Raw genomic sequence first — 24,552 nt, forward strand, 5'->3', positions numbered from 1 at the left:
ATTCGTCGATGGTGATCTTGCGTTCCTGCACGTCCAGGCCGCGGTCCTTGGCCAGCTCGATCACCGAGGAGCGGGTGACGCCGTGCAGGATGTGGCCATTGAGTTCCGGCGTGACCAGGCTGCCGTCCTTGAAGACGAAGAACACGTTCATGCCGCCGAGTTCCTCGATGGCGTTGTCGTTGAACTTGTCCAGGAACAGCACCTGCTGGCAGCCGTTGGCTTCGGCTTCCAGCTGGGCGGCCAGCGACGCGGCGTAGTTGCCGCCGCACTTGGCCTCGCCGGTGCCGCCTTCGCCGGCGCGGGCGTAGTGGCCGGACAGCCAGATGGACACCGGCTTCAACTCGCCGCCGAAGTAGTTGCCGGCCGGCGAGGCGATCACCCGGTAAGAAACCTCATGGGCCGGCCGCACGCCCAGGAAGGCCTCGGTGGCGATCATGAACGGGCGCAGGTACAGTGCCTCGCCGTCGCCCGTGGGGACCCAGGCCTTGTCCGTGGCGACCAGTTGGCGCAGCGACTCGATGAAGGTCTCTTCGGGCAGCTCCGGCAGCGCCAGCCGGCGGGCCGAGGTGTTGAGCCGGGCGGCGTTGGCTTCCGCGCGGAAGGTCCAGACGGATCCGTCGTCGTGCTGGTAGGCCTTCAGGCCCTCGAAAATCTCCTGGCCGTAGTGCAGCACCGCGGCGGCCGGATCCATCATGATGGGCCCGTAGGGCTCGATCCGCGCGTTCGACCAGCCGCCAATGCCGTCGGCGTCGAGCTTGTAATCGACGACGGCCGTGTGGTCCGTGAAGTGCTTGCCGAAGCCCGGGTTCGCCAAAATGGCGGCGCGCTCCTCGTCACTCTTCGGGCGGTCCGAGAGCTGCTGGGTGAATTCGAGGGTTTCAGTCATGGGTTCCTCCGCGGTGAGGGCACGCCCTTGTGCGTCAATAAATGGTTTTGGTTAGTAACCGCTAACTAGCCTACTGCCAAAGCGGCGGTGATGGCATCGCCGATTTGCGCGGTGGTGCGCGCGGCACTCCCCCGGGCTGCGACGTCGGCCTCCACCGCCTTTTGCACGCGCGCGGCGGCGTCCGCCAGGCCCAGGTGCTCCAGCAGCAGCGCCACGGACAGGATGGCCGCCGTGGGGTCGGCCTTCTGCTGGCCGGCGATGTCCGGGGCGGAGCCATGAACCGGTTCGAACATCGACGGCGCGGTGCGGTCCATGTTGATATTGCCCGACGCCGCCAGGCCGATGCCGCCGGTGATCGCCGCGGCCAGGTCGGTGATGATGTCGCCGAACAGGTTGTCCGTGACAATCACGTCGAAGCGCGCCGGGTCGGTGACCATGAAGATGGTGGCCGCGTCGATGTGCAGGTAGTCGACGGCGACGTCCGGGAACTCCGTGCCGACGGTCTCCACAGTGCGGCGCCACAGGTGGCCGGCGTGGACCAGCACGTTGTGCTTGTGCACCAGCGTGAGCTTCTTGCGGCGGGCGGAGGCGCGGCGGAAGGCGTCGCGGACCACGCGCTCCACGCCGTGGGCCGTGTTGACGGATACCTCGGTGGCAATCTCGTGCGGCGTGCCCACCCGCAGCGCACCGCCGTTGCCCACGTACGGGCCTTCGGTGCCTTCGCGGACGACGACGAAGTCCACCTCGCCGGGGTTCGCCAGCGGACTGGCCACCCCGGGCAGCAGCTTGGCCGGGCGCAGGTTCACGTAGTGGTCCAACGAGAAGCGCAGCTTCAGCAGCATCTCGCGTTCGATGATGCCGGACGGGATGCGGGTGTCGCCGGGGGCGGCACCGACGGCGCCGAACAGAATGGCGTCATGCTTGCGGAGCCGCTCCAGCGTTTCCTCGGGCAGGGTCTCGCCGGTGGCCAGCCAGTGCTCGGCGCCCAGCGGGTACTCGGTCAGCTCGAAGGTGGCATCGCCGCCGGCGGTTGCCGCCTCGAGGACCTTCACCGCCTCCGCCACGACCTCCGGACCGATGCCGTCGCCGGGGATGACTGCCAGGGAGAATGCCTTAGTCGCTGCGCTCATGGATTCATTTTAGGGAGGACGTCCACATTCTGGGCAAACTGTCCCATTATGTGAACTGCTCGGTTGCCTGTGGGCCTTCCTGGCCTGGGTGGGGGCGCTGGCACCGCTGTGTAATTCGTGCCCCCAACAGGATCAGACCTGGGCATGACGCGTTGGCCGGCGCGGACATCCTAAAGTTGTGGATCATGGACGTGCACCACAACATCTACCGCTGGCTACAGGCGAACACCGGCAAGGTGGATCTGATCCTGATGCTGGCTGCGCTGGGGGTGTTTGTGCTGCCGTATTTGGCGATGGCCAATCTGGCGGCTTTCGCGCTGTCGGCATTCCTGGTGGTGCCTCTCGCGTGGCGCCGCACGCATGCCTGGCAATCGGGCCTGGCGACAGCTGCGGCGGCCCTGCTGAACGTGGCCCTCATCGCCGAGCCGCTTCCCGCGCACATCTTCGTGCTGCTCTCCGTCTATTCGCTGGCCGCCTACGGGCCGCGGTGGGCCAGCCTCGGCGGTCTGGCCTTGGGGCTGCTGGGCGGTGCCATGTATGTTGTGCGCTACATGATCACTGTTCCGCTCACCGCCGGCACCGCCCCGCTCTACCTCGTCGCGCTGGTGGCGGTCGACGCCGTCGTGTTGGTCAGCTGGGCTTTTGGGGACCTGGTGCGCAACCGTCGGCTGGCCGTGCAGGCGCTGGAGGACCGCGCCCGCCGGCTGGAGGTGGAACGGCAGCAGGAGCGCGACCTGGCCGCGGCGGATGAGCGCAGCCACATCGCCCGGGAGATGCATGACATCGTGGCCCATTCGCTCTCCGTGATCATCACGCAGGCCGACGGCGCCCGGTACGCCAGTGTGCAGGATCCGGCCATTGCCACCGGCACCTTGGCAACCATCGCAGAAACGGGGCGTACCTCGCTCCAGGACATGCGCCGGCTGCTTGGCGTGCTTCGCGGAGACGAAATCGCTTCCACCCGCCCGCTGCCGACGCTGGCCGACGTGGAGACCCTGGTGGACACCGTCCGCCGCTCCGGCCTGGACGTGCAGCTGGAGCAGTTTGGCGAGCCGAGGCGCTCGATGCCAGCGGGGGCCGAACTGACTGCGTACCGGGTGGTGCAGGAAGGCCTGACCAACGTCCTCAAGCACGCCGGGCCGGAGGCCTCCGCCCAGGTGCGCCTGGAATGGAGCCTCCGGGGCCTGGAACTGCAGATTAACGACGACGGCCGGGGCGCCGCCGCGGATCCGGCCTCCGCGGGGAGCCAACAGGGCCTCACCGGGATGGCCGAGCGGCTGGCGCTCTACGATGGAACGGTCGAGGCCGCGCCGCGCACCGGCGGCGGATTCGCCGTCCGCGCCTTCATCCCGTACACCGAAGCCTGAGGCCGGACGCGCCAAGTAACCTCCCGCGTGCGAAGGAGCAGGTTCGGTGTGGCCCGAATCCGATCCCGATTGTGTCCCTCAACTCCGACCTATCCCCAGCTTGGACGGGCCCCAAACCAACGTGTTCTCAGCCCGACCCAGAAAGGCCCCGATGACCGACTCCCCTATCCGCGTTGCCCTGGTTGACGACCAGCAGCTGGTCCGCGGCGGCTTCAAGATGCTGATTAATTCCCAGCCGGACCTGGAGGTGGTGGCCGAGGCAGGCGATGGGCGCGAAGCCGTGAGCGCGCTGGGGAAGGTGCGCGCCGACGTCGTGCTGATGGATGTGCGCATGCCCGGCATGGACGGGATCGAGGCGACCACCCGGCTGCTGGACACCGCCGCCGCGCAGCCGGCCGGTTTGGACCGGGCGGAGCTGAAAGTGGTGGTGCTGACCACGTTTGACCTCGATGAGTACGCGCTGGCCGCCATTCAGGCCGGAGCCAGCGGGTTCCTGCTCAAGGACGCGCCGCCGGAGGAACTTCTCGGGGCCATCCGCACGGTGTACCGGGGCGACGCGGTGATCGCGCCGTCCACCACCCGGCGGCTGCTGGAACACGTGGCCCCGCTGCTGCGCGCGTCGGGCCCTGCGGCAAGCCGCAGCCACGCGGCGGTCGAGTCGTTGACGCCCCGTGAGCGCGAAGTGTTCACACTGATCGCGGAGGGACTGTCCAACCCAGAGATCGCCGGGCAGTTGTTCCTGTCCGAGGCGACGGTGAAGACCCATGTGGGCCACATTCTGGCCAAGCTCAACGCGCGCGACCGGGTGCAGGCCGTGCTGATTGCCTACGAAACCGGGGTTGTTGCGCCGTAGTCGCCAGGCCGGGAAGGCGCCGCGTCTGGGCAGCGGACCCCGACCGGGGACGGCGTGGACTTCGGGCTGCGGGCGCCGAGTTACAGGTTTCCGTCGGCGAAGGAGTCGAAGATCTTGCGGGTCGGGGCATCAATCGGCAGCATGTACTGGCCGTCAGCGCTGTAGCCGAAGCCGGGTTCGGGGACTTCGCCGCCGACCTTCGCCGGGTCCGTCTTGTACACCCAGGCGCCCAGCGTCAATGCCTGTTCGGCGCTCAAGTTGGTCTCCACCAGCGGATCGACGGCGGAGAGCAGGTCGACGAGTCCGGCCGGTCCGTTCATCTTGGCCAGGGCGGCGAATCCGGCCAGCAGGACGCCTTGGTGCGCCGAACGGCCGAAGTCGCCGTTGTTCAGAGTCTTCCGTTCGCGGGCATATTCCAGCGCGGCTTCGCCGTCGAGCTTGCTCTCCCCCGCCTTGACGCCGAGCACCGGAATGGGCGCGTCGATGGTGACGCCGCCGACGTCGCCGACCAGATCCTCGAACCCGTTGAACCCGGTCAGGATGTAGCCCTCAACGTCCAGCCCGGTGACGTCCGCGACCACCTTCTGCTGCGCTTTGGGACCACCCTGCACCATGGCCGCGTTGATTTTGGCCTGCCCGCCGCCGGGCATGTCCACCCACAGGTCGCGCGGAATGCCGAGGATGCCACCGCCACCCTTGCCGTCCACGCCGATAACCTGCAGGGCGTCGGCCCGTGCCTCGCCGATCTTCTCGCCCTTCTCCTCCCGCGCGTCGGAGCCCATGAGCAGCACGTGCCGCTTGCCGCCGAGGACAGTCTTCTTGACGTCCAGCGACGGCCACCAGCCACCGACCGCGGTCCACGTGCCGTCCTTTTCGACGGCGAGGGTCACGTCCTTGTCCCGCGTCAGCACGGCCATCTTCTGCCCGTTCCATGTGCCGGTGGCCGCCTTCACGGTGACCTTGGTGTCCACCGGTGTGCGGTCGGCGAGCGCAGTTGCGGTTTTCTTGTTGGCCTTCAGGTCGCCGCCCTCGTAGATCGCGGTAGCCAGTTTGGCCAGCGCAGCCGGCATGTCCCCCGTCTCCACACCGGTGGTGAGTGCGGGCGTCGCCGTCGCCGACGTCATCGGGCGCGCAGGCTCATCTTTCGGGGCGCAGCCAGTCAAAACCAGCAGGGAGACAAGGGGCAGCGTGGCAATCCGGGCAAGCTTCATGCCTCCATATTCCACGCTGCACCGCCGGGTGCAAAAGGTTTCACCAGTTCTGGCGTGTCCTGAGCTGATCTCGCCGTCGTGGCTGGCCCGGTGTTCAGGTCCGGCCCGGTCTTCAGGCGGGTCTCGCGGGGGTCTCCACGGGGGTCTCCACCGGGGTCTCCACCGGGGTCTCCACCGGGGTCTCCACCGGGGGTCGCCGCGCGGTGCTCCGCGCACTCGCTAACGCTCGCGTGGTCGACCACCGTCGGTCTTCGCGGCCCGGTTCGGTTCCCGTCTTCGGCGCCGTCCGTTCCGGCGAGTGCAGGGTGTATCGGTGAGGGCACCCCCCATGGACGGCGCCCTCACCGATTTACCCCGCCCTGGCGGTTTTGCCGGAGGGCGCTCCCCGTGCGCGGTTGCTGACGGGGCACTGCCGGTGCGGTTGCCGGTGGCGACCTCCGGGAGCCATACCTGGGCGCATCGGGGGCGGTTTCTCCACCCTGGGTATGAGCGGCGCGGCCGCGAATACCAGCCCGCCGGCGGATCCGCTGCGGGGCGCCCATTCCATACCGTAGGGGTATGACCACAAGAACTGAGCAAAAACTCGCCGGCGCTGCCCCGGACGGCGCCGCCCCGGCCGCGGCCACGCGCGGCCTGAACAAGACCTACGGCACGGGAGATACCCGCGTGCACGCCCTCAAGGACGTGGACGCCAGCTTCGACGCCGGCAAGTTCACGGCGATCATGGGCCCGTCCGGCTCCGGAAAGTCCACCCTGATGCATTGCCTGGCCGGGCTGGACAACGCTGATTCGGGCAACATCTGGATCGGCGGCACGGAGATCACCGGACTCAACGACTCACAGTTGACCAAGCTGCGCCGCGAGCGCGTCGGGTTCGTTTTCCAGGCGTTCAACCTCGTGCCCACGCTGACCGCGGAGCAGAACATCACGCTGCCCATCTCACTGGCCAACGGCATGGTGGACAAGGAATGGTTCGGCTATGTCACCGAGACGCTCGGTCTGACCGACCGGCTGGCGCACCGCCCGCACGAGCTGTCCGGCGGACAGCAGCAGCGGGTGGCCGTAGCACGCGCGCTGCTCACCCGTCCGGACGTGGTGTTCGGCGATGAGCCCACCGGCAACCTCGACTCTAAGGTGGGCGCGGAAGTGCTCTCGCTGCTGCGCCGGTCCTGCCAGGAGATGGGCCAGTCCATCATCATGGTCACGCACGATCCGGTGGCCGCCTCCTACGCGGACCGCGTGGTGCTGATGAACGACGGCGCCCTGGTTGGCGAGCTGGACCGCCCGGACACCGACACGATCCTGGCCGCCCTGGCCAAGCTGGGGGCGTAGTCCATGTTGCAGGTAGCACTCGCACAGGTGCGGCAGCACGCGCGGCGGTTCATCGCCGTCGGGCTTGCCGTGGTGATGGCGGTGGGTTTCCTGACCGCCACGCTAATGGTCAACTCCTCCACGGAAGCATCGCTGGGCAACAGCATCGGCGCCACTTTCCGCAACGCGGACCTGGTGGTTTCGGAGGGTCCGGACAAGCAGTTGGATGCCTCCGCGCTCGACGCCGTGACCGGAGCGGCGGGCGTGGGCGAGGTGTACGCGCACCAGCAGTCGTCCATCGCTTTCGGCTCCGCAGCCGGTGCCAGCTACGGCGCCTTGCAGAACACCGCGCCGGCCGGGCTGGAAAACCTTGAGCTGCTGGACGGCGCGCTCCCGGGCGACGGCGAGGTGGCCGTTGACGCCGGAACCGCGGTGAAACAGGAACTTTCCGTTGGCGACAAGCTGGAACTGGCTCCGGCAGCCGGCATGGTCGCCGCCGAGGACGTCGCTGCCGCCGGGACCGCGCTGACGGTCTCCGGCATCGTCAAGCCGTCCAAGGACCCGTTCATGATGGGCCAGCCTCAGCTCTTCGTCACTGACGCCCTGCGGCAGCAGCTGGCGGGCGCGGACAATTCGTGGCTGCGCAACATCCAGTTTGATCTGGCCGCGGGCGCCGACACGGCCGCCATCAAGGAAACAGTAACCGCCGCTCTGGCTGACGCCGGATTCCCCGAAGCCTCCGTGAACACCGCAGCAGAACAGACCAAGGAAGTGGTGGCCAGCCTGACCGGCGGCACCGATCAGTTGACCATCGTCCTGCTGGCGTTTGCACTCGTCGCCCTTCTGGTCTCGGCCCTCGTGGTCGCCAACACGTTCTCGGTGCTGATTGCCCAGCGGACCCGGGAACTGGCTCTGCTGCGCTGCATCGGGGCGGACCGCAGGCAGATCCGCAGCTCCGTGCTGGCCGAGGCGCTGCTGGTGGGCATCGCCTCCTCCGTCGTGGGCGTGCTGGGCGCGGTGGCCTTGATGGGCGGCATCATTGCGGTGCTGCAGGGTCAGCCGGACACCGAGTTTGCCACGCTCGCCGTGCCGCCGACGGCCATCGCCGTCGGGCTGGTAGTGGGCATCCTCATGACGGTGCTGGCCGCGCTGGCTCCCGCGCGTGCCGCCACGCGCGTGGCCCCGCTGGCCGCCCTGCGTCCGGCGGATGAGGCACGCGCCGGCAACAGCAAGGGCAAGGTCCGGCTCGCGGTGGGCCTCGCGCTCGCGGTGGGCGGCGCCGTCGTGCTCGCGCTGGGCGCAATGTCGGCGGATCTGCTGATCGCCCTGCCCGGCGGCATGCTGTCCTTCATCGGGCTGCTGATGTGTGCCACGCTGTTCATCCCGCCGCTGGTCACCGCCGTCGGCGCGCTGGCCAAGCCCGCCGGTGTGCCGGGCAAGCTGGCCGCGGTCAACGCCGTGCGCAATCCGGCGCGGACCTCGGCCACAGCCACCGCGCTGCTGATCGGCGTGACCCTGGTGACGATGATGATGACCGGGGCGCAGACGGCGCGAACCGCTTTCGACTCCCAGTTGGGCGCCGAGTATCCGGTGGACCTGTCCGTCGGGGACGTGACGCTGGAGGGAAAGCCGCTGGATGCTTCGGCGGCGGCCACCGCATTGAATTACGACGGCGTTGCGGCCGCCGGTTTGGTCACGAACGGCGGATACGCCGAGGTTCACGGCTCGCGCACTGGGGTGTACCAGCTGGCGCCGGAGCAGCTGGACCTGCTGCAGGACAAGACGCTGGTGCTGGACGGGAACACCGTGCTGATGCCGCAGGGCTCCGAACTGAAGACCCTGACCGTCACCGGCAGCAAAGGCGCCAAGGAGCTGACCGTGGTCGAGGCCGACAGCCGGACTTTGCCGCCGCTGGTCTCTTCCGCCGTGGCCGCGGAGATCGGCGTGCCGGAACTGCCGGGCGCCGACAGCGAGGACTACTACTCGTCCCTGCCGCAACTGTGGGTCTCGGTGGACCGCGATCTGGATGCCGGCGCGCTGCTGGACCTGCGGACCGAGCTGGCCGCCGGACTGGAGGTGAACGAGTACCAGATCTCCGGCGCCGCGGTGGAACGGGCCGCGTTCAACCAGGTGATCGACGTGCTGCTGCTGGTGGTCACCGGGCTGCTGGCCGTGGCCGTGCTGATCGCACTGGTCGGTGTGGCGAACACGCTCTCGCTCTCCGTGCTGGAGCGCACGCAGGAGTCCTCGCTGCTCCGGGCGCTGGGGCTGACCAAGTCGCAGCTGCGCGGCATGCTCGCCCTAGAGGCCGTGCTGATCGCCGGCGTCGCCGCGCTGATCGGATCCGTGCTGGGCGCGGTGTACGGCTGGCTCGGCGCGCAGTCCGCGCTGGGGGCTTTCGCCACCGTGGTGCCGGATGTCCCGTGGCTGCAACTGCTGGCCGTGCTGGCCGTCGCCGTGGTGGCCGGGCTGCTGGCCTCGGTCATGCCGGCCCGCCGCGCCGCCCGCCTCTCCCCCGTGGAGGGCCTGGCCACGGTTTAGCGCGGGCCGCAGCGGCGCGGCCGAGGGCCCGGGTAGGAAGGCAGCACCCCAAGTGAGGCCACGCCGTCGTTCTGCCCCACTCCCAAGAATCGAGGAGTCAGCAGGCGCCCTTTTCACCCTCGAGAAGGGCGCCTGCTGAATAGTGGTTGGCGGCCGGGGCCGGCCCGCCGAGTCCTGGCGGCCGGCGGCCGAGTCCTCCCCGGCGCGGTCCGGGCTCACCTTGCCCATTCGGTCTGCATCTGTACAACGGGATGGATGTTGACCATCTTCACGCCGTCGGCGGTGGTGGCCGTGAACTCATGCCAGGCATGGGCGGGGATGACGATCACCGTCTCGGACGTTGCATGGCCGGATTCGCCGTCGATGGTGAAGTCGATCTCGCCGTCGAGCAGTACAAAGATCTCTTCGTACGGGTGGCGATGGCGTTCGGCGCCGCGGGAGTTGACGAAGAAGGACGCGTGGGCGCCGTGTTCGGAGCCGTGGAAGACGGCGGCGCCCGTGGCAGGACGAAGACTGGCGAGTGACAGACTCTTGTAGGTCATCGGAACATCCTTCCCCCATGGAGTAGCCGACACTCTACCGAGCGGGCGACCGTAGGCCTAGGGAATACCAATTCGGGCCTGCTCCTCCCCCGCGCGGGTCGACGCCGCAGACATCGTCTGTGACGGGTGCTACGTTGGCCCGATAGACCAGCGACAAGCGCCGTGTGGACGGAGGTCGATCGTGAGCGATTCCATCGCAACCGAAAAGCAGCCGGAGCTGAAGAGGGCCATCGGCACCAAGCTTCTGCTGCTTTTCATCGTGGGCGACATCCTGGGCACCGGCGTGTATGCCCTGACCGGGCAGGTGGCCGGCGAAGTGGGCGGGGCGGCCTGGGCTCCCCTGCTGCTGGCGTTCATCGTGGCCACCATCACCGCGTTCTCCTATCTGGAGTTGGTGACGAAGTACCCGCAGGCGGCGGGCGCCGCGCTGTATACGCACAAGGCTTTCGGGATCCATTTCCTCACCTTTTTGGTGACGTTCGCCGTGCTCAGTTCCGGCATCACCTCCGCCTCCACCGCCGCCAAGTTCCTGGGCGAGAACTTCATCGCCGGCTTCAATCTGGACTGGAACCAGACCGGGGTGACCTGGGTGGCCATCATCTTCATGGCCGTCCTGGCGGCGATCAACTTCCGTGGCGTCAGCGAATCGGTGAAGTTCAACGTGGTGCTAACGCTGGTGGAATTCACCGGCCTGTTGATCGTAATCTTCATCGGATTCTGGGCGATGAGCCAGGGCAACGTGGACTTCAGCCGGGTCATGGTCTTCGAAACCTCGAATGACAAAAGCGTCTTCCTCGCGATCACTGCCGCCACTTCGCTGGCCTTCTTCTCCTTCGTAGGCTTCGAGGATTCGGTCAACATGGCCGAAGAAACCAAGGACCCGTCCAGAATTTTTCCCAAGGTGATGCTCACCGGCCTCGGCATTACGGTGATTGTGTACCTGCTGGTATCCATCACCGCGGTGGCCATCGTGCCGATCGGTCAGTTATCGGAGAGCCCAACACCTCTGCTGGAAGTCGTGCAGATCGGCGCGCCAGGCCTGCCGATAGATGTCATGTACCCGTTCCTGTCCATGTTCGCGGTGGCCAACACCGCGCTGATCAACATGCTGATGGCCAGCCGCCTGCTCTACGGCATGGCCCGCCAGGACGTGCTGCCGCGTTTCCTGGGCAAGGTGCACTCGAACCGCCGCTCCCCATGGGCCTCGATCATTTTCACCACGCTCATTGCCTTTGTCCTGATCTTCGTGGTCACCAACGTAATGGGCGCGGAGACCGTGACCGCTCTCGGCGGCACCACCGCGCTGCTGCTGCTGGGCGTCTTCACGATTGTGAACCTAGCGGTGCTGGTGCTGCGCCGGAACCCGGTGGACGGCGAGCACTTCCGGACCCCGACGATCCTCCCTTACCTGGGCATGTTCACTTGCCTCTTCCTGGTGGGGCCGTGGGCGCAGGATCCCATTGAGTACCAGATTGCCGGCCTGATGATTGGCCTTGGCTTGGTGCTGTGGGTGATCACCTGGCTGTGGAACCGGGGCGCCTACGGCAGGAAGACCAAGTTCCGCCACCCGGAGGAACTGGGCGAATGAGCGCGCGCATTTGTGGGTAAGGACAGTCTTAACAACGACGGCGGAAATCCGTCCGCTTGAGATGACAGCCAGCAGAGAGGAAGGCCATGGCCGCTGACAAACTGTCGACAGGCACGCTGAACCAGAAGGACATCGCGTCATATCTGGACTACCACCTGCTGGGCTCGGCGGCCGGCGTGCAGTTGTTCGACGCCGTCCGCCAGGCCTGGGCGGGCACACCCCAGGAAGCCGAGCTCCGGAAGCTCCGGGATGAACTGTCCGCCGAGCGCAAAGAACTCAAGGCACTGCACCGCAGCTTCGGCCACGGGCGCAACAAGCTTAAGCGGCTCGGTGCCATGGCCGGTGCAGTCATCAGCAGGGTGAATCCGCTCAATCCGACGCGCGCGTCAGGCGGCGTAGGTACCCAATTGGAGCTGGAGTCGCTGATGTCCGCGCTGCGCGGCAAGCAGTGCATGTGGCAAATCCTGGCTACCCTGGCGCCCATGGATCCCCGCTTGGACGTGCTCCGCTTCCAGGAACTGGAGGCGCAGGCGGTGGCCCAACAGAAACGTTTGGAGCGGATGATGAACAGCACCGCGGCCCAGCGTTTCCTCGCTTCGCCATAGCTGAGGCGCTTCGTCCCAAGCTAAGGCGCTTCCTCAGAAGCGAGGACCGCCGGGCACCTTCTTTGCCGCAGACCGGGGCTAGCCCGCAGCCGGTTCCTCGTACTTCGGGAAGATCGGCGTGGGAGCCGGCAGCGAGGTTCCCGGCACCAAAGCCGTGCCGATGGCAGCGAAGTCGCGGGCGCCGTCGTCGTGCTGTCCCAGCACATCCAGCAGCTTGCCCGCGGACGTGGGCATCACCGGCTGGACCAGGATGGAGACGATGCGCAGCACCTCCAGCGTCACGTAGAGCACCGTGTTCATCCGCTCCACGTCGGTTTTGCGCAGCACCCAGGGGGCCTGTTCCGCGAAGTACGCGTTGGTGTCGCCGAGCACGGTCCAGATGGCTTCGAGCGAGCCGTGGAAGTCCTGCACCTCGTAGGCCGCACGCGATTTTTCCAGCAGGCGCTCGGCGCGGGCCAGCAGCTCGTGGTCCTCGGGCGCCAAGGTGCCGGGCTGCGGGACCTTGCCCTCGCAGTTCTTGGCCACCATGGACAGCGAACGCTGGGCCAGGTTGCCCAGGTTATTGGCCAGGTCCGCGTTCATCCGGCCCACCACGGCGTCGTGGCTGTAGGAACCGTCGGCGCCGAAGGGGACCTCGCGCAGCAGGAAGAAGCGCACTTGGTCCAGGCCGTACTGGGCAACCCAATCGGCGGGTGCCACCACGTTGCCCAAGGACTTGGACATCTTGACGCCGTTGTTGTTCAGGAAACCGTGGATCATCACGCGCTTGGGCAGTTCCAGCCCGGCGGACATCAGGAAGGCAGGCCAGTACACGGCGTGGAAGCGGGAGATGTCCTTGCCGATCACGTGGACATCGGCCGGCCAGTACTTCTTGAAGGACTCGGCCTCCGTGTCCGGGTAGCCGACGCCGGTGAGGTAGTTGGTCAGCGCGTCCACCCAGACATACATGACGTGCTTGTCATTGCCCGGAACCGGGACGCCCCAGTCGAACGTGGTGCGGGAGATGGACAGATCCTCCAGTCCGCTCTTGACGAAGCTGATGACTTCGTTGAAGCGGCTGCGGGGCGCGCCGAAGCTGGGCTGCTCTTCATAGAGTTTGAGCAGCTTGTCCTGGTACTGGGAGAGCCGGAAGAAGTAGCTCTCCTCCTCGGTCCAGGTCAGCTCCGTGTCCGTCTGGATGGAGTAGCGCTTGCCGTCCTCGCGGAGCTCGGTCTCGTCCTCGGCGTAGTAGGCCTCGTCGCGGACCGAGTACCAGCCCTCGTACTTGCCCAGGTAGATGTCCCCGGCCTCTTCCATCTTCTTCCAGACGGCTTGGGAGGCCTCGTAGTGGTCGCCATCGGTGGTGCGGATGAACCGGTCGTAGGAGATCTGCAGGACCTCGTGGGCAGACTTGTAGGCCGCCGTGTTCCGGTCCACCAGTTCCTTGGGCGTGATGCCCTCCTTGGCCGCCGTCTGGGCGATCTTCATGCCGTGCTCGTCGGTGCCGGTCAGGAACATCACATCGTAGCCGTCCAACCGCTTGAAACGGGCCATCGCGTCCGTGGCGATGTACTCGTAGGCATGGCCGATGTGCGGCACGCCGTTCGGGTACGTGATGGCCGTGGTGATGTAGTAAGGGGTCTTGGGCTCAGAGGAGGTCACCCTATGAAATTACCCTCTGCGTTCGGCGCTTGTCGAAATGCGCAACGTCGTGTGATGGAAGGATGGCCTCCGGCAGCGCAGGAGTAGCGAGTCGCGCCGAGCTGCGGCCGAATCAGGCGAGGAACACCGCCGTCGTGCTTTATCCACAGCAGGCGCGCAGGGATCGACGGCTGGCGAAACCTGCGGCACGTTTGGTGCCATGGACGAACTCATCGGAAGCTCCGGACAGAAGTGCCGCATTGACCGGATAGTCAGCTACCAGGAGCTGCGGAAACACGGGCTAGAGGAGCGGCAGATCGCTGCCGCCGTGCGCGGAAAGATTCTGCACCGCTTGCGGCGGAGCATCTACATCTCCGAGGAATACTGGCAGGCGCAAAAACCGTGGGACCAGCACATGTTGCTGATCAAGGCCCACCATGCTGCCTCAAACGGCGACCTTGTCTACAGCCACGCGTCGGCAGCGCGGTTGTGGGGTCTGCACGTCTGGAACGCACCGGAACAAATCCACGTGATCCAGCGGGGCCGCCGGGGTGAGAAGCCCGGTTCCACGGAGTTGGTCCGGCATACCCACACGCTCACGGATTCGGATGTGGAGACGCTGGCCGGCAGTATCCGCGTAACATCACGCGAGCGGACGGTACTGGACTGTGCCCGCACGCTTCCGTTCGAACTCGCCGTTGTCATCGCCGATTCCGCACTCCAGCGTGGTGCGAGCCTGGAGAAGATGCACGAGCTGGCAGACGGCGCCCCCAAGTCGCGCTTCATCACGCGCGTCCGCGAAGTTCTTGCCGCAGTAGACGGCCGGTCCGAGTCAGCGGGTGAGACAAGGTTGCGGCTGAAATTGCGCGCTTGGAACTTCCCCCAGCCGGTTCTCCAACATGAGATCAGAACGGCCGAGGGCACATACCGCGCTGACTTCGCCTGGCCGGGGCTAAAGCTCATCTTCGAGTTCGACGGCGACAGCAAGTACCGGGATGCTCAGCCTACGGACCAAATGATTCTGGAAGAGCGCAAACGGGAGACCCGCCTCATGGAAGAAGGCTGGACGATTGTCCGTATCCGGTGGAGCCATCTGGACGACGAGGCCGGCCTCAAGCAGCGTTTAGTAAGGAAGTACAACGAGGCCTTCCGCAACATAGCGGACCGCGCAGCGTGACCAGATGGGCAGCGGCTGCCGCGGCGGCGCGGAGCCGATGCTCAATAGAACTGGCTCGGTTGGCGCGGAGCCTGCGGCCCCCGAGGAGCCGGGCTGAGCCGTATCGGAATTGTTGCACTCCGATACGCGCCATAGCGGCCCGCCTCGAGATCCTCAGTTAGCGCCGAGATGCGGGCTTGTATCCGGTGATCTGGACGCTAACCCCTGACCTGGTGTCGAGGTCAGGGGACGTGCGCGGTGATCTGGACGCCAGCCCCTGACCTGGTGTCGAGGTCAGGGGACGTGCGCGGTGATCTGGACGCCAGCCCCTGACCTGGTGTCGAGGTCAGGGGCTGTCTACTTTGCAGCAACGGCGCGGTCGGGCCACGCTCAGCAAACTTGGGCCGGACGGCCTTAGTTCATCTTGGTGCTGCTGTCGGCGGCCTTGATGAGTTCCTGGTCGTGGGAGGCCACGAGCACGGCGATGCCGTCCTGGGTGGTGTCCTTCAGGATGTGGATGATCTTGTTCGCCTGTTCGCGGTCCAGGTTGGCGGTCGGCTCATCCACCACCAAGACCTTGGTGCCCAGGATCAGGGCGCGGGCGATGGCGACGCGCTGGCGTTCGCCGCCGGAGAGCTGGCCGGGGCGGTGCCGCATGCGGCGGCCCAGCCCGACCAGGTCCAGCAAGTCCTTGGCCATCTCGGTGCGCTCTTCGACCTGGCCGTCGGGCACGGCCGGCAGCAGCACGTTCTCCAGCGCGCTCATGCCGTCGATCAGCGCGCCGCCCTGGTCAACGTAGCCGATCAGCGCACGGCGGCGGTCGGAGATCTCGTCGTCGTCCATGGTGGTGAGGGCATCGCCCTGCCAGAACACCTCGCCGGCCGTGGGCTGCTGTAGCCCGGCGGCGACGGTGAGGAGGCTGGTCTTGCCGGAACCGCTGCGGCCGGCCAGGCAGTGCATGGTCCCGGCTTCGAGGCCGAGGTCGAAGTCCTCGGCGATCACCAGAGGTTCGGCGCCGCCGTCGTACCGGATGGTGATGCCCCGCAGCTCCACCGGCATGGCGTGGTCCTCGGTGCGCTCCTTGATGGCAGCACGGGTAGTCAGGCGTTCTTCAATCATTTCCGGGTCCTTGTCATCAAAACAAACCAGAGGAGCACGGCCACAATGCCAGCGGCAGCGGCCAACACCGCGGTATGGGGTGCAATAAACAGGGCGGTCACGACGGCGCCGATAACGGCCAACGGCAGCGCGATGGCTGCGGTGATGCCGGCCTCGCCGCGGCGGGCCTGCAGCAGCAGCGTGGGCGTCCATCCCATGGCGCCGAGGATGGCGAACTGTTCGCGCTTCCGCTGGGCTTCAAACCGAGTGGTCATCAGCGCCAACAGCAGCGCAGTTACGACGCCGAGCAGCGCCAGCGCGATGTTGAGTCCGCTCAACTGCGACGCGGCCAGCGACCCGAGCGCGGTGCTGCCGGCTGCGCGCGGGATGTCGGCCAGCACGGCGACCAGCGCTCCGGCAGCGGCGCCGAGGACGGCCACGGCCAAGGCAATGGCCAGGGTGTTGAACCGATTGGTGCTCAGCTGCCGGGCGGCGAACTGCAGCGGCGTCTTCACGGACGGCACACCGGCGGCACCGGACGGTTCGGTATCCGCCTTCGGGTGCGGCTTGAGCATGGCGGCCGAGATGAATGCGGAGGCAACGTAGACCACCAGCGCGATGAGCGACACCCACAAGGTCACGGCGCTGCGGCTGATGGCGCTGGCAATGATCGCCACCCCGAGCACGGCCACGCCGCCGACCAGCAGTTCGTTCAGGAACCAGGAGCGGATGCGGCGCCGGTTCCAGCCCATGGCCCGCAGCGTCACGGCTTCGGTCCGACGGGAGCGGGTGAAGGCCACGGAGCTGGCGGCGGTCAGCAGGGCCGCACCGCCGACGGTGAGGGCCAACAGCGCCGCGCTGGATGCGCTCAGGGCGCCGTGGACTTCGCCGGCTGCGCCCTGGCGGACCCAGGACTGCTGCACGGTGCCGAGATCGCTGACCGTGCCGGAAGCGTCCTTGTGGTAGTCGGGAACGTAGATGGAAACGTCTTCGCGGGCCGAACCGGCAACGACCTGGGTCTCCAGGCCAAGGTCCTCGATGGCAGCGGCGACGCCGTTAATCTGGTCTTCGGCGTCGGCCCATGAACCGCCAGCGTTCACGCGGACCCGGACGGCGTCGATGACGGCCTCGTCGGCGCTGGTGCCGCGTACCGCTGCAAGCCCGGCGAAGTCGGTGATAGCACCGGCGGACTGCACGGACAGGCCGGCGCCGCTGAGGCCCGGCTTCATCACCGTTTCGTCGATCTTTTTGCCCTCGGCGTCGTGGGTGATGGTCACCGGCGTCGGGTCATAACCGCCCAACGGCAGGTAGTTCACATCGCCGGCGGCTTCCCGTACGGCGGCGGCGTCAAAGGTGCCGTAGACGAAGGGCAGCGGAGTAGCGGATTCGGTGCCGGAATCCACGGTGCTGCGGTAGGACTGCTCTTCCACGGGTGCGCGCTGGCTCTGGTCCGGTTCCAGCTGCCACTGGAGGGTCTTCTCCGGCAGCTTGTTGACCTGGATCCAGCCCTGGGGTGTGGCGGTCTGTTCGGCGCTGCCGTTGCTGGCGGCGTCGCCGAGCGCGTAGTCCGGGTTGGACATGAAATCAGTGGTCCACACCGGAGGCTGGTGCAGGCCGGCGACCATCTGGACGCCGCCGGAGCCGAGCAGGTAGTTGTAGTCCTCGCCGCCGGGCCAGCGCAGCTGGAACGGCTTGCTGGATGCGAAGGGCAGGTAGCCCTCCCCCAGCTCCTTGCTGACGGTGCCGACTTCCTTGACGGTGTTGCCGGAGTCGTCCAATTCTTCGATCTTGACCGAGTAGGTCAGGTCCAGGTCGGTGCCCGACCGGACCACCATGGGGATGACCTGCGACTCATCGTCCAGCGTGCCGGCTTCCACCGCGTTCTGGTACTGCACGAAGAACGGGCTCCAGAACTGGAAGGGGTGGCCGTCGATAGCGGCGCCTTCGCCGCCCTCGGAGAACATGCCCATGCCGAACTGCGACGAGAAATACTGGCCCAGGTCCTGGGCATTGCGGTCCGTTGCTTCCGGCGCCTGCTTCAGCGGGGCCAGGAAGTCGCCGGCCTCGCCGAGCAGCGCGGACTCGGCCGCCGGATCCACGGCAACCACGGTCTCAGTGATCTGCGGCAGCATCGGCAGCGCAATGGTGGTGTCAAAATCGCCGTGCATGCTGCCGCCGGCCGGATCCGGGAACTTGATTCCGGTCTCGCCCTTGGGGGCCACGGTGCGCAGGCTGGTGCCGCCGGGAACGTCCAGTTCCTCCAGCTTCGCCTGGCCCAGCGAGCCCTCGGCGGCGGTTTCGAACAAGACGGTGTCGCTCAGGCCGTCGGAGCTGACGGCCTTGGCGGTGATCCGGTAGTTGGTCGCTTCCTCGTTGAATACGGAAGCCGGCTCCGGCCACTCGCCTTCCGGCACCGCGTCCTGGATGCCCTGCGACTTCAGGTACTGCTCGATGTTCGGGTTATAGCCGACGTAGTCTGTGGCCTTCAGCTGCGGGAACTCGATGTCCTGGACCACCTTGGACACCAGCGAGATCGGTGCAGCGACGGAAACGCCGTCGATCACGCGGACCTCGTCGAGGTCTGCCGCGGTGATGCCACCGTTGCCGGAGAGGAAGTCAGGCTGGCGCAGTTCGTCTCCTGCGGTGCCGCCGGGAAGAACCAAGATGTCATACACGCCGCGGGTGTTTTCGTCCACCACCCGGGTCAGCGATGCCTGTGCCCGGCCCTGCACGAAAATGGAGAGAACCATCGCCGCAATGAGGACGGCAACCGTGAGCACGAGCGAGCGGCTGCGCATGAAGCGAGACGCAGCGTTGAACCGGATTTCCAAAAAATCACTCCATACGGCGGCAAAGAGGCCAGAGGTCGAATTGACCCGGCATTAAGGTTCTCATGAGGTGCGCGCAGTCGAGGAATCGACATGCGGGTATGGCCAAAGCCCGCCCGTGCCCTGCGCGGGCAGAGGACAGGGCGGGCTTTACTGCGCCAGAAACGTCAGTCCTGCAGGTCCACTTCGCGCGCGACGACGGCGCCGATCTCCGCGCTGAGCCGGTCCAGCAGGTCCTGCGGCAGGGCGCTGTCCACGGTCAGCACGGCCAGCGCCTGCTTGCTGTCCTCGTTGCGGGCGACCTGCATGCCGGCGATGTTGATGTCATGCTCGCCCAACAGCCGGCCGAGCGTGCCGATGACGCCGGGACGGTCCTCGTAGAGGAACACGATGACGTGCTCGCTGATCTGCATTTCCACCTCGTAGCCGTTGATGGCCACGATCTTTTGGATCTGCTTGGGGCCGGTCAGCGTTCCGGATACGGAGATCTGCGAACCGTCCGACAGCGCGCCGCGGATGGTGAGCACGTTGCGGTACTCTTCGGACTCGATGGTGGTGATCAGGCGGGTGTTGATGCCGCGCTGTTCGGCCAGCACCGGGGCGTTGACATACGAGACCTGCTCCGAGACGACGTCCTTGAACACGCCCTTGAGCGCGGCCAGTTCCAGCGCCTTAACGTCCAGCTCGGCGATTTCACCGGCGACCTCGACGTCGATCTGGGTCACCGAATCGTGGGTCAGCGCGGTGAAGATGCGGCCAAGCTTTTCCATCAGCGGGATGCCCGGGCGGACGTCCGGGGCGATCACACCGCCGGCCACGTTCACGGCGTCGGGCACCAGCTCGCCGGCCAGCGCCAGGCGCACCGACTTGGCCACGGAGATGCCGGCCTTTTCCTGGGCTTCCGCGGTGGAGGCGCCCAGGTGCGGGGTGACCACCACGTTCTCCAGTTCGAAGAACGGCAGGTCCGTGCTGGGCTCGTTGACGAAGACGTCGATGGCGGCGCCCGCAATCTTGCCTTCCTTCAAGGCGTCGTACAGGTCGGATTCGTCAATCAGGCCGCCGCGGGCCACGTTGACCACGTAGGCGGTGTCCTTCATCTTTTCGAAGGCATCGGCGCCGATCATGCCCACCGTCTCCGGGGTCTTGGGCATGTGGATGGTGATGAAGTCCGACTGCTCCAGCAGCTCGTCCAGGCTGACCAGCTGCACGCCCAGCTGGGCGGCGCGGGCGCTGGTCACGTACGGGTCATAGGCCAGGATCTGCGTCTCGAAAGCCTGCATGCGGGCGGCGATCAGGGCGCCGATGCGGCCCAGGCCGATGATGCCGATCTTCTTCTCGTAGAGCTCGGTGCCGGTGTACTTGGAGCGCTTCCACTCGCCGTCCTTCAGCGAGGCGTTGGCGGCCGGGATGTTCCGGGCCAAACCAAGGATGTGGCCGACGGTCAGTTCCGCGGCGGAGACGATGTTGGAGGTCGGTGCGTTCACGACCATGACACCGGCCTGGGTGGCGGCCTTGATGTCCACGTTGTCCAGGCCCACGCCGGCGCGGGCGATGATCTTCAAATTCTTGGCCGCGGCTATGGCCTCGGCGTCCACCTTGGTGGCGGAGCGGACCAGGATGGCGTCGACGTCGGCAATCGCGGTCAGCAGCTGGGACCTGTCGGCTCCATCGGTCTGGCGGATCTCGAAGTCAGGCCCGAGGGCTTCGATGGTAGCTGGGGAGAGTTCCTCGGCAAGGAGAACTACTGGTTTTTCCACAGGGGTTGTTCCTTCGCTGCATGCATGGTGATGGCCGTGCGTATAGATAGGGGTGGGTCCAGTCTAGAACGGCTGCCGCCCTGTCCCCCAGTTGTTACCGGTCCCGGCGGGCCCGGCGCCTCCCGCCGGAACGACGGGAAGGCAAAAAAGTGACGGCCGGCGCCCACATCGGGCGCCGGCCGTGGCACGGGACTAGCGGGCTGCGACGCCCTCGGTGTAGTCGTCGTCGGACTTGATCCAGGAGAACAGCTTGCGCAGTTCGCGGCCGGTGGCCTCGATCGGGTGGTCCTCACCCTTCTGGCGCAGTTCCAGGAATTCCTTGGCGCCGTTGGCCTGGTCGTCCATGAATCGCTTGGCGAAGGAACCGTTCTGGATGTCGGCGAGGACGGCCTTCATGTTTTCCTTCACCTCCGGGGTGATCACGCGGGGGCCGGAGACGTAGTCGCCGAACTCGGCGGTGTCGGAGACCGACCAGCGCTGCTTGGCGATGCCGCCCTCGACCATCAGGTCGACGATCAGCTTCAGCTCGTGCAGCACCTCGAAGTAGGCGATCTCCGGCTTGTAGCCGGCTTCGGTCAGGGTCTCGAAACCGTACTGCACCAGCTGCGAGGCGCCGCCGCAGAGCACTGCCTGCTCGCCGAACAGGTCGGTCTCGGTCTCTTCGGTGAAGGTGGTCTCGATGACGCCGGCGCGGGTGCCGCCGATGCCCTTGGCGTAGGACAGTGCCAGCGCCTTGGCGCCGCCGGTGAAGTCCTGCTCGATGGCGATCAGGTCCGGCACGCCGCGGCCGGCTTCGAACTCGCGGCGCACGATGTGGCCCGGGCCCTTCGGCGCAACCAGGGCGACGTCGACGTTGGCCGGCGGCTGGATGAAGCCAAAGCGGATGTTGAAGCCGTGGCCGAAGAACAGGGCGTTGCCCTCTTCGAGCTTGTCGGCGATGGAGTCGGCGTAGACCTTGGCCTGGACCTGGTCCGGGGTGAGGATCATGATCACATCGGCCTCGGCGGCCGCGTCGGCCACGGAGAGGACCTTGAGGCCCTCGGCCTCGGCCTTGGCGCGGGACTTGGAGCCCTCGGCCAGGCCAACGCGGACGTCCACGCCGGAATCGCGCAGGCTCAGGGCGTGGGCATGGCCCTGGCTGCCGTAACCGATGACAGCGACCTTGCGGCCCTGGATGATCGAGAGGTCGGCGTCGTCGTCGTAATACAGCTCAGTCACTTTAAGTTTCTCCTGTTGGGGGTTCGTGGAAAGGAATCAGGCGGAACGCAGCGCGCGGTCGCTCATGGAGCGGGAGCCGCGGCCAATGGCCAGCGTTCCGGATTGGACTATTTCGCGGATGCCAAACGGCTCCAGCACTGCAAGCAGGGCCTCGAGCTTATCGGCGGTGCCGGTGGCCTCCACAACCAACGAGTCGGTGGACACGTCGACCACGGAGGCACGGAACAGATCTGCTGCCTGGGTTACCTGCAGCCGTGTTGCGGCATCCGCGCGGACCTTGACCAGGATGTGGTCGCGTTGCACGGAAGTTTCGGGAACCAGCTCGACGATCTTGATGACGTTGACGAGCTTGTTCAGTTGTTTGGTGACCTGCTCCAGCAGGTCGCCCTCGGCCTCGACCACCACGGTGATGCGGGAGAACCCGTCAGCTTCCGTGGGGCCGACGGCCAAAGAATGGATGTTGAATGCCCGGCGGGCGAAGAGGCTGGCGACGCGGGTCAGCACACCCGGGACGTCCTCCACCAGCACTGAAAGGGTATGGCGGGCCATGCCTAGTCCTCCTCTTCCCATACGGGGGTCATGTCGCGGGCAATCTGGATGAGGTCGTTGCTCACGCCGGAGGGCACCATCGGCCACACCATCGCGTTGGGGCTGACCACGAAGTCGATGACCACCGGACGGTCGTTGATCGCCAGCGCCTGTTCGATGGTGGCGTCGATGTCCTCCACCCGTTCGCAGCGCAGGCCCACGCAGTCGTAGGCGTCGGCCATCTTGACGAAGTCCGGCACGCGCACGGTGTCGTGGCCGGTGTTCAGGTCGGTATTTGAGTACCGGCCGTCGTAGAACAGGGTCTGCCACTGGCGGACCATGCCCAGCGAGGAGTTGTTGATCACCGCCACCTTGATCGGGATGTTGTTCAGCCGGCAGGTGGCCAGTTCCTGGTTGGTCATCTGGAAGCAGCCGTCGCCGTCGATCGCCCAGACCACTCGGTCCGGGTTGCCCACCTTGGCGCCCATGGCGGCCGGCACCGAGTAGCCCATGGTGCCCAGGCCGCCAGAGTTCAGCCAGGCATGCGGGCGCTCGTACTTGATGAACTGGGCGCTCCACATCTGGTGCTGGCCCACGCCGGCAACGTAGACCGCTTCCGGCCCGGTCAGCTCGCCGATCCGCTGGATCACTTGCTGCGGGGCCACCAGTCCGTCCTCGGGCTCGGCGAAGCCCAGCGGGTAGGTCTCGCGGAGCCGGTCCAGCATGGCCCACCACGCGGAAAGGTCCGGCGTGCCTTCGGCGGCGAACCGCTCGCGGCAGGCGTCGGCCAGTTCCGGAATGATCTCCTTGACGGAGCCCACGATCGGCACATCGGCCGTGCGGTTCTTCGAGATTTCCGCCGGGTCGATGTCCGCGTGGATCACCTTGGCGCCCGGGGCGAAGGTGCTCAGTACACCGGTGACCCGGTCGTCGAAGCGGGCGCCCAGCGTGATCAGCAGGTCGGCCTGCTGCAGCGCGGTCACCGCGGAGACGGAACCGTGCATGCCCGGCATGCCCACATGCTGTGGATGCGAATCCGGGAACACGCCGCGGGCCATCAGCGTGGTGGCCACCGGGGCGCCCACCAGCTCGGCCAGCTCGCGCAGTTCCTGGGAAGCGTGGGCCTTGATCACGCCGCCGCCCACGTAGAAGACCGGGCGCTCCGCCGCGGCGATCAGCTTGGCCGCCTCGCGGACCTGCTTGGAATGCCCGCGCACCACCGTGCGGTAGCCGGGGAGGTCGATCTTCGGCGGCCAGGAGAAGGTCATCATGGACTGCTGGGCGTCCTTGGCGATGTCCACCAGCACCGGGCCGGGGCGGCCGGTGGTGGCAATGTGGAATGCTTCGGCCAGCACGCGCGGAATCTCCTGCGCCTTGGTGACCAGGTAGGAGTGCTTGGTGACCGGCATGGTGATGCCGACGATGTCCGCTTCCTGGAACGCGTCCGAGCCGATCACGGCCGAGGACACCTGCCCAGTGATCGCCACCATCGGCACCGAATCCATGTGCGCGTCGGCAATGGCGGTGACGAGGTTGGTGGCACCCGGGCCGGAGGTGGCAATGCAGACGCCGGCGCGGCCGGTGACCATGGCATAACCCTGTGCGGCGTGGCCTGCACCCTGTTCATGACGGACCAAGATGTGGTTGATCTTGGCCGAATCCATGAGCGGATCGTAGGTGGGGAGGATGGCCCCGCCTGGCAACCCGAAGACGTCATCGACGCCCAGTTCTTCCAGCGAACGGACAACGGCTTGTGAGCCGGTCATTTCCGTGGGCGGCACGATGTTGTTCGGCCCGACTACCGGGCTGAGGCCGTCCACGACGGAAGAGACAGAGGCAGCTACATCTTTGGTCCTGACGGCGTCGGCCGCGGCCGGCGCCTTGTTGGCCATCAGCGAGGGGCTGATTGGCGATCCCTTAGTCATCGGATTTTCCTTTGCGGATCTTACGTTCTGGCGATGTGCTTGCCGTCCTCCGCGAGCGGAAGAAGGCCCTGTGCTCTTCTGCAAATAAAAAAACCCCGTCGAGCCGGTTGGCTCCGATGGGGTTTAGCGCGTGACGTGGTCGAACCAGACGGGCGTTTACGCCACGCGCTTGGTAAGGACGACCACGGATACGCTTTGCATGGCTTCAGTCTCACGCCACGCGGTAACCAGTGTCAACCTGAGACTTCAACGTCTCATTATTTGGGCAATTGCGTCCACAGCATGGACTCCCCTGCGTACGACGGCAGGGCGCGGCCCGCGCAGGGCGCGCGCCCGCCGTCGTGGTTCAGCCGCTGTACGGCCGCCGAGGAGGTGGTACAGCCGCTGG

At 66.6% G+C, this 24,552-nt stretch carries 18 protein-coding genes; 7 read left to right on the forward strand and 11 right to left on the reverse strand.

Features of this window, described 5'->3' with window-relative positions; all coding sequences use genetic code 11:
* Window positions 1-886 (reverse strand): branched-chain amino acid aminotransferase (locus AC5RWT_RS13415; RefSeq protein ID WP_494080622.1); only part of this gene is annotated, 886 nt, incomplete at its 3' end.
* 65 nt (window positions 887-951) lie between these two features.
* Window positions 952-2,016: a 3-isopropylmalate dehydrogenase gene (locus AC5RWT_RS13420; RefSeq protein ID WP_494080623.1), complete on the reverse strand. Its 1,065-nt coding sequence runs from the start codon at window positions 2,014-2,016 to the stop codon at window positions 952-954.
* A 185-nt stretch (window positions 2,017-2,201) separates the two neighbouring features.
* Between AC5RWT_RS13420 and AC5RWT_RS13425 the strand changes: the two genes are divergently transcribed.
* Window positions 2,202-3,383, forward strand: a complete 1,182-nt coding sequence (locus AC5RWT_RS13425) for a sensor histidine kinase (protein WP_494080624.1) — start codon at window positions 2,202-2,204, stop codon at window positions 3,381-3,383.
* A 151-nt stretch (window positions 3,384-3,534) separates the two neighbouring features.
* Window positions 3,535-4,236: a response regulator gene (locus AC5RWT_RS13430; protein ID WP_494080625.1), complete on the forward strand. Its 702-nt coding sequence runs from the start codon at window positions 3,535-3,537 to the stop codon at window positions 4,234-4,236.
* An 80-nt stretch (window positions 4,237-4,316) separates the two neighbouring features.
* Here the strand turns inward: AC5RWT_RS13430 and AC5RWT_RS13435 are convergent, their stop codons facing one another.
* Window positions 4,317-5,447 (reverse strand): LCP family protein, encoded by a 1,131-nt coding sequence (locus AC5RWT_RS13435; RefSeq protein ID WP_494080626.1) that lies wholly within the window; start codon window positions 5,445-5,447, stop codon window positions 4,317-4,319.
* A gap of 558 nt (window positions 5,448-6,005) precedes the next feature.
* Here AC5RWT_RS13435 and AC5RWT_RS13440 point away from each other — a divergent pair.
* Both AC5RWT_RS13440 and AC5RWT_RS13445 read left to right on the forward strand, forming a co-directional pair.
* A complete protein-coding gene (locus AC5RWT_RS13440; protein ID WP_494080627.1) occupies window positions 6,006-6,779 on the forward strand; it encodes an ABC transporter ATP-binding protein in 774 nt (257 codons plus the stop codon).
* Between the two features lie 3 nt (window positions 6,780-6,782).
* Window positions 6,783-9,299 (forward strand): ABC transporter permease, encoded by a 2,517-nt coding sequence (locus tag AC5RWT_RS13445; protein ID WP_494080628.1) that lies wholly within the window; start codon window positions 6,783-6,785, stop codon window positions 9,297-9,299.
* Between the two features lie 215 nt (window positions 9,300-9,514).
* Here AC5RWT_RS13445 and AC5RWT_RS13450 read toward each other — a convergent pair whose 3' ends face one another.
* Window positions 9,515-9,841, reverse strand: coding sequence for a cupin domain-containing protein (locus AC5RWT_RS13450; RefSeq protein ID WP_494080629.1), 327 nt, complete (start codon window positions 9,839-9,841; stop codon window positions 9,515-9,517).
* A 181-nt stretch (window positions 9,842-10,022) separates the two neighbouring features.
* Between AC5RWT_RS13450 and AC5RWT_RS13455 the strand changes: the two genes are divergently transcribed.
* Together AC5RWT_RS13455 and AC5RWT_RS13460 are read left to right on the forward strand one after the other, a co-directional pair.
* Complete coding sequence (locus AC5RWT_RS13455) at window positions 10,023-11,429, forward strand: APC family permease (protein WP_494080630.1); 1,407 nt, start codon at window positions 10,023-10,025, stop codon at window positions 11,427-11,429.
* Window positions 11,430-11,515: 86 nt separating this feature from the next.
* Entirely contained in the window at window positions 11,516-12,034 is a 519-nt protein-coding gene (locus AC5RWT_RS13460) for a hypothetical protein (RefSeq protein WP_494080631.1), read from the forward strand.
* A gap of 78 nt (window positions 12,035-12,112) precedes the next feature.
* Here AC5RWT_RS13460 and metG read toward each other — a convergent pair whose 3' ends face one another.
* On the reverse strand, window positions 12,113-13,675 hold the full coding sequence (metG, locus tag AC5RWT_RS13465) for a methionine--tRNA ligase (RefSeq protein ID WP_494045764.1): 1,563 nt from the start codon (window positions 13,673-13,675) through the stop codon (window positions 12,113-12,115).
* 199 nt (window positions 13,676-13,874) lie between these two features.
* On the opposite strand from metG, the gene AC5RWT_RS13470 reads away from it, so the two are divergent.
* Entirely contained in the window at window positions 13,875-14,831 is a 957-nt protein-coding gene (locus AC5RWT_RS13470) for a hypothetical protein (RefSeq protein WP_494080632.1), read from the forward strand.
* 393 nt (window positions 14,832-15,224) lie between these two features.
* Here AC5RWT_RS13470 and AC5RWT_RS13475 read toward each other — a convergent pair whose 3' ends face one another.
* From AC5RWT_RS13475 to AC5RWT_RS13500, 6 genes are all read right to left on the reverse strand, one after another.
* The gene (locus tag AC5RWT_RS13475; RefSeq protein ID WP_494080633.1) at window positions 15,225-15,929 is read right to left on the reverse strand and encodes an ABC transporter ATP-binding protein; all 705 of its coding nucleotides are present in this window, start codon (window positions 15,927-15,929) and stop codon (window positions 15,225-15,227) included.
* The gene (locus AC5RWT_RS13480; protein WP_494080634.1) at window positions 15,926-18,739 is read right to left on the reverse strand and encodes an ABC transporter permease; all 2,814 of its coding nucleotides are present in this window, start codon (window positions 18,737-18,739) and stop codon (window positions 15,926-15,928) included. The genes AC5RWT_RS13475 and AC5RWT_RS13480 overlap by 4 nt, the downstream gene beginning before the upstream one ends.
* 164 nt (window positions 18,740-18,903) lie before the next feature.
* Window positions 18,904-20,493 carry a phosphoglycerate dehydrogenase gene (gene serA, locus AC5RWT_RS13485; RefSeq protein WP_494080635.1) on the reverse strand — a complete coding sequence of 530 codons (1,590 nt, stop codon included), beginning with the start codon at window positions 20,491-20,493 and terminating at the stop codon, window positions 18,904-18,906.
* A 192-nt stretch (window positions 20,494-20,685) separates the two neighbouring features.
* Window positions 20,686-21,711: a ketol-acid reductoisomerase gene (ilvC, locus tag AC5RWT_RS13490; RefSeq protein WP_127511544.1), complete on the reverse strand. Its 1,026-nt coding sequence runs from the start codon at window positions 21,709-21,711 to the stop codon at window positions 20,686-20,688.
* A 36-nt stretch (window positions 21,712-21,747) separates the two neighbouring features.
* Window positions 21,748-22,260: an acetolactate synthase small subunit gene (gene ilvN, locus AC5RWT_RS13495; RefSeq protein WP_136786644.1), complete on the reverse strand. Its 513-nt coding sequence runs from the start codon at window positions 22,258-22,260 to the stop codon at window positions 21,748-21,750.
* 2 nt (window positions 22,261-22,262) lie between these two features.
* Window positions 22,263-24,164: an acetolactate synthase large subunit gene (locus AC5RWT_RS13500; RefSeq protein WP_494045759.1), complete on the reverse strand. Its 1,902-nt coding sequence runs from the start codon at window positions 24,162-24,164 to the stop codon at window positions 22,263-22,265.
* Window positions 24,165-24,552 lie beyond the last annotated feature (388 nt).

This window comes from Arthrobacter sp. Dra40, from assembly GCF_059091905.1.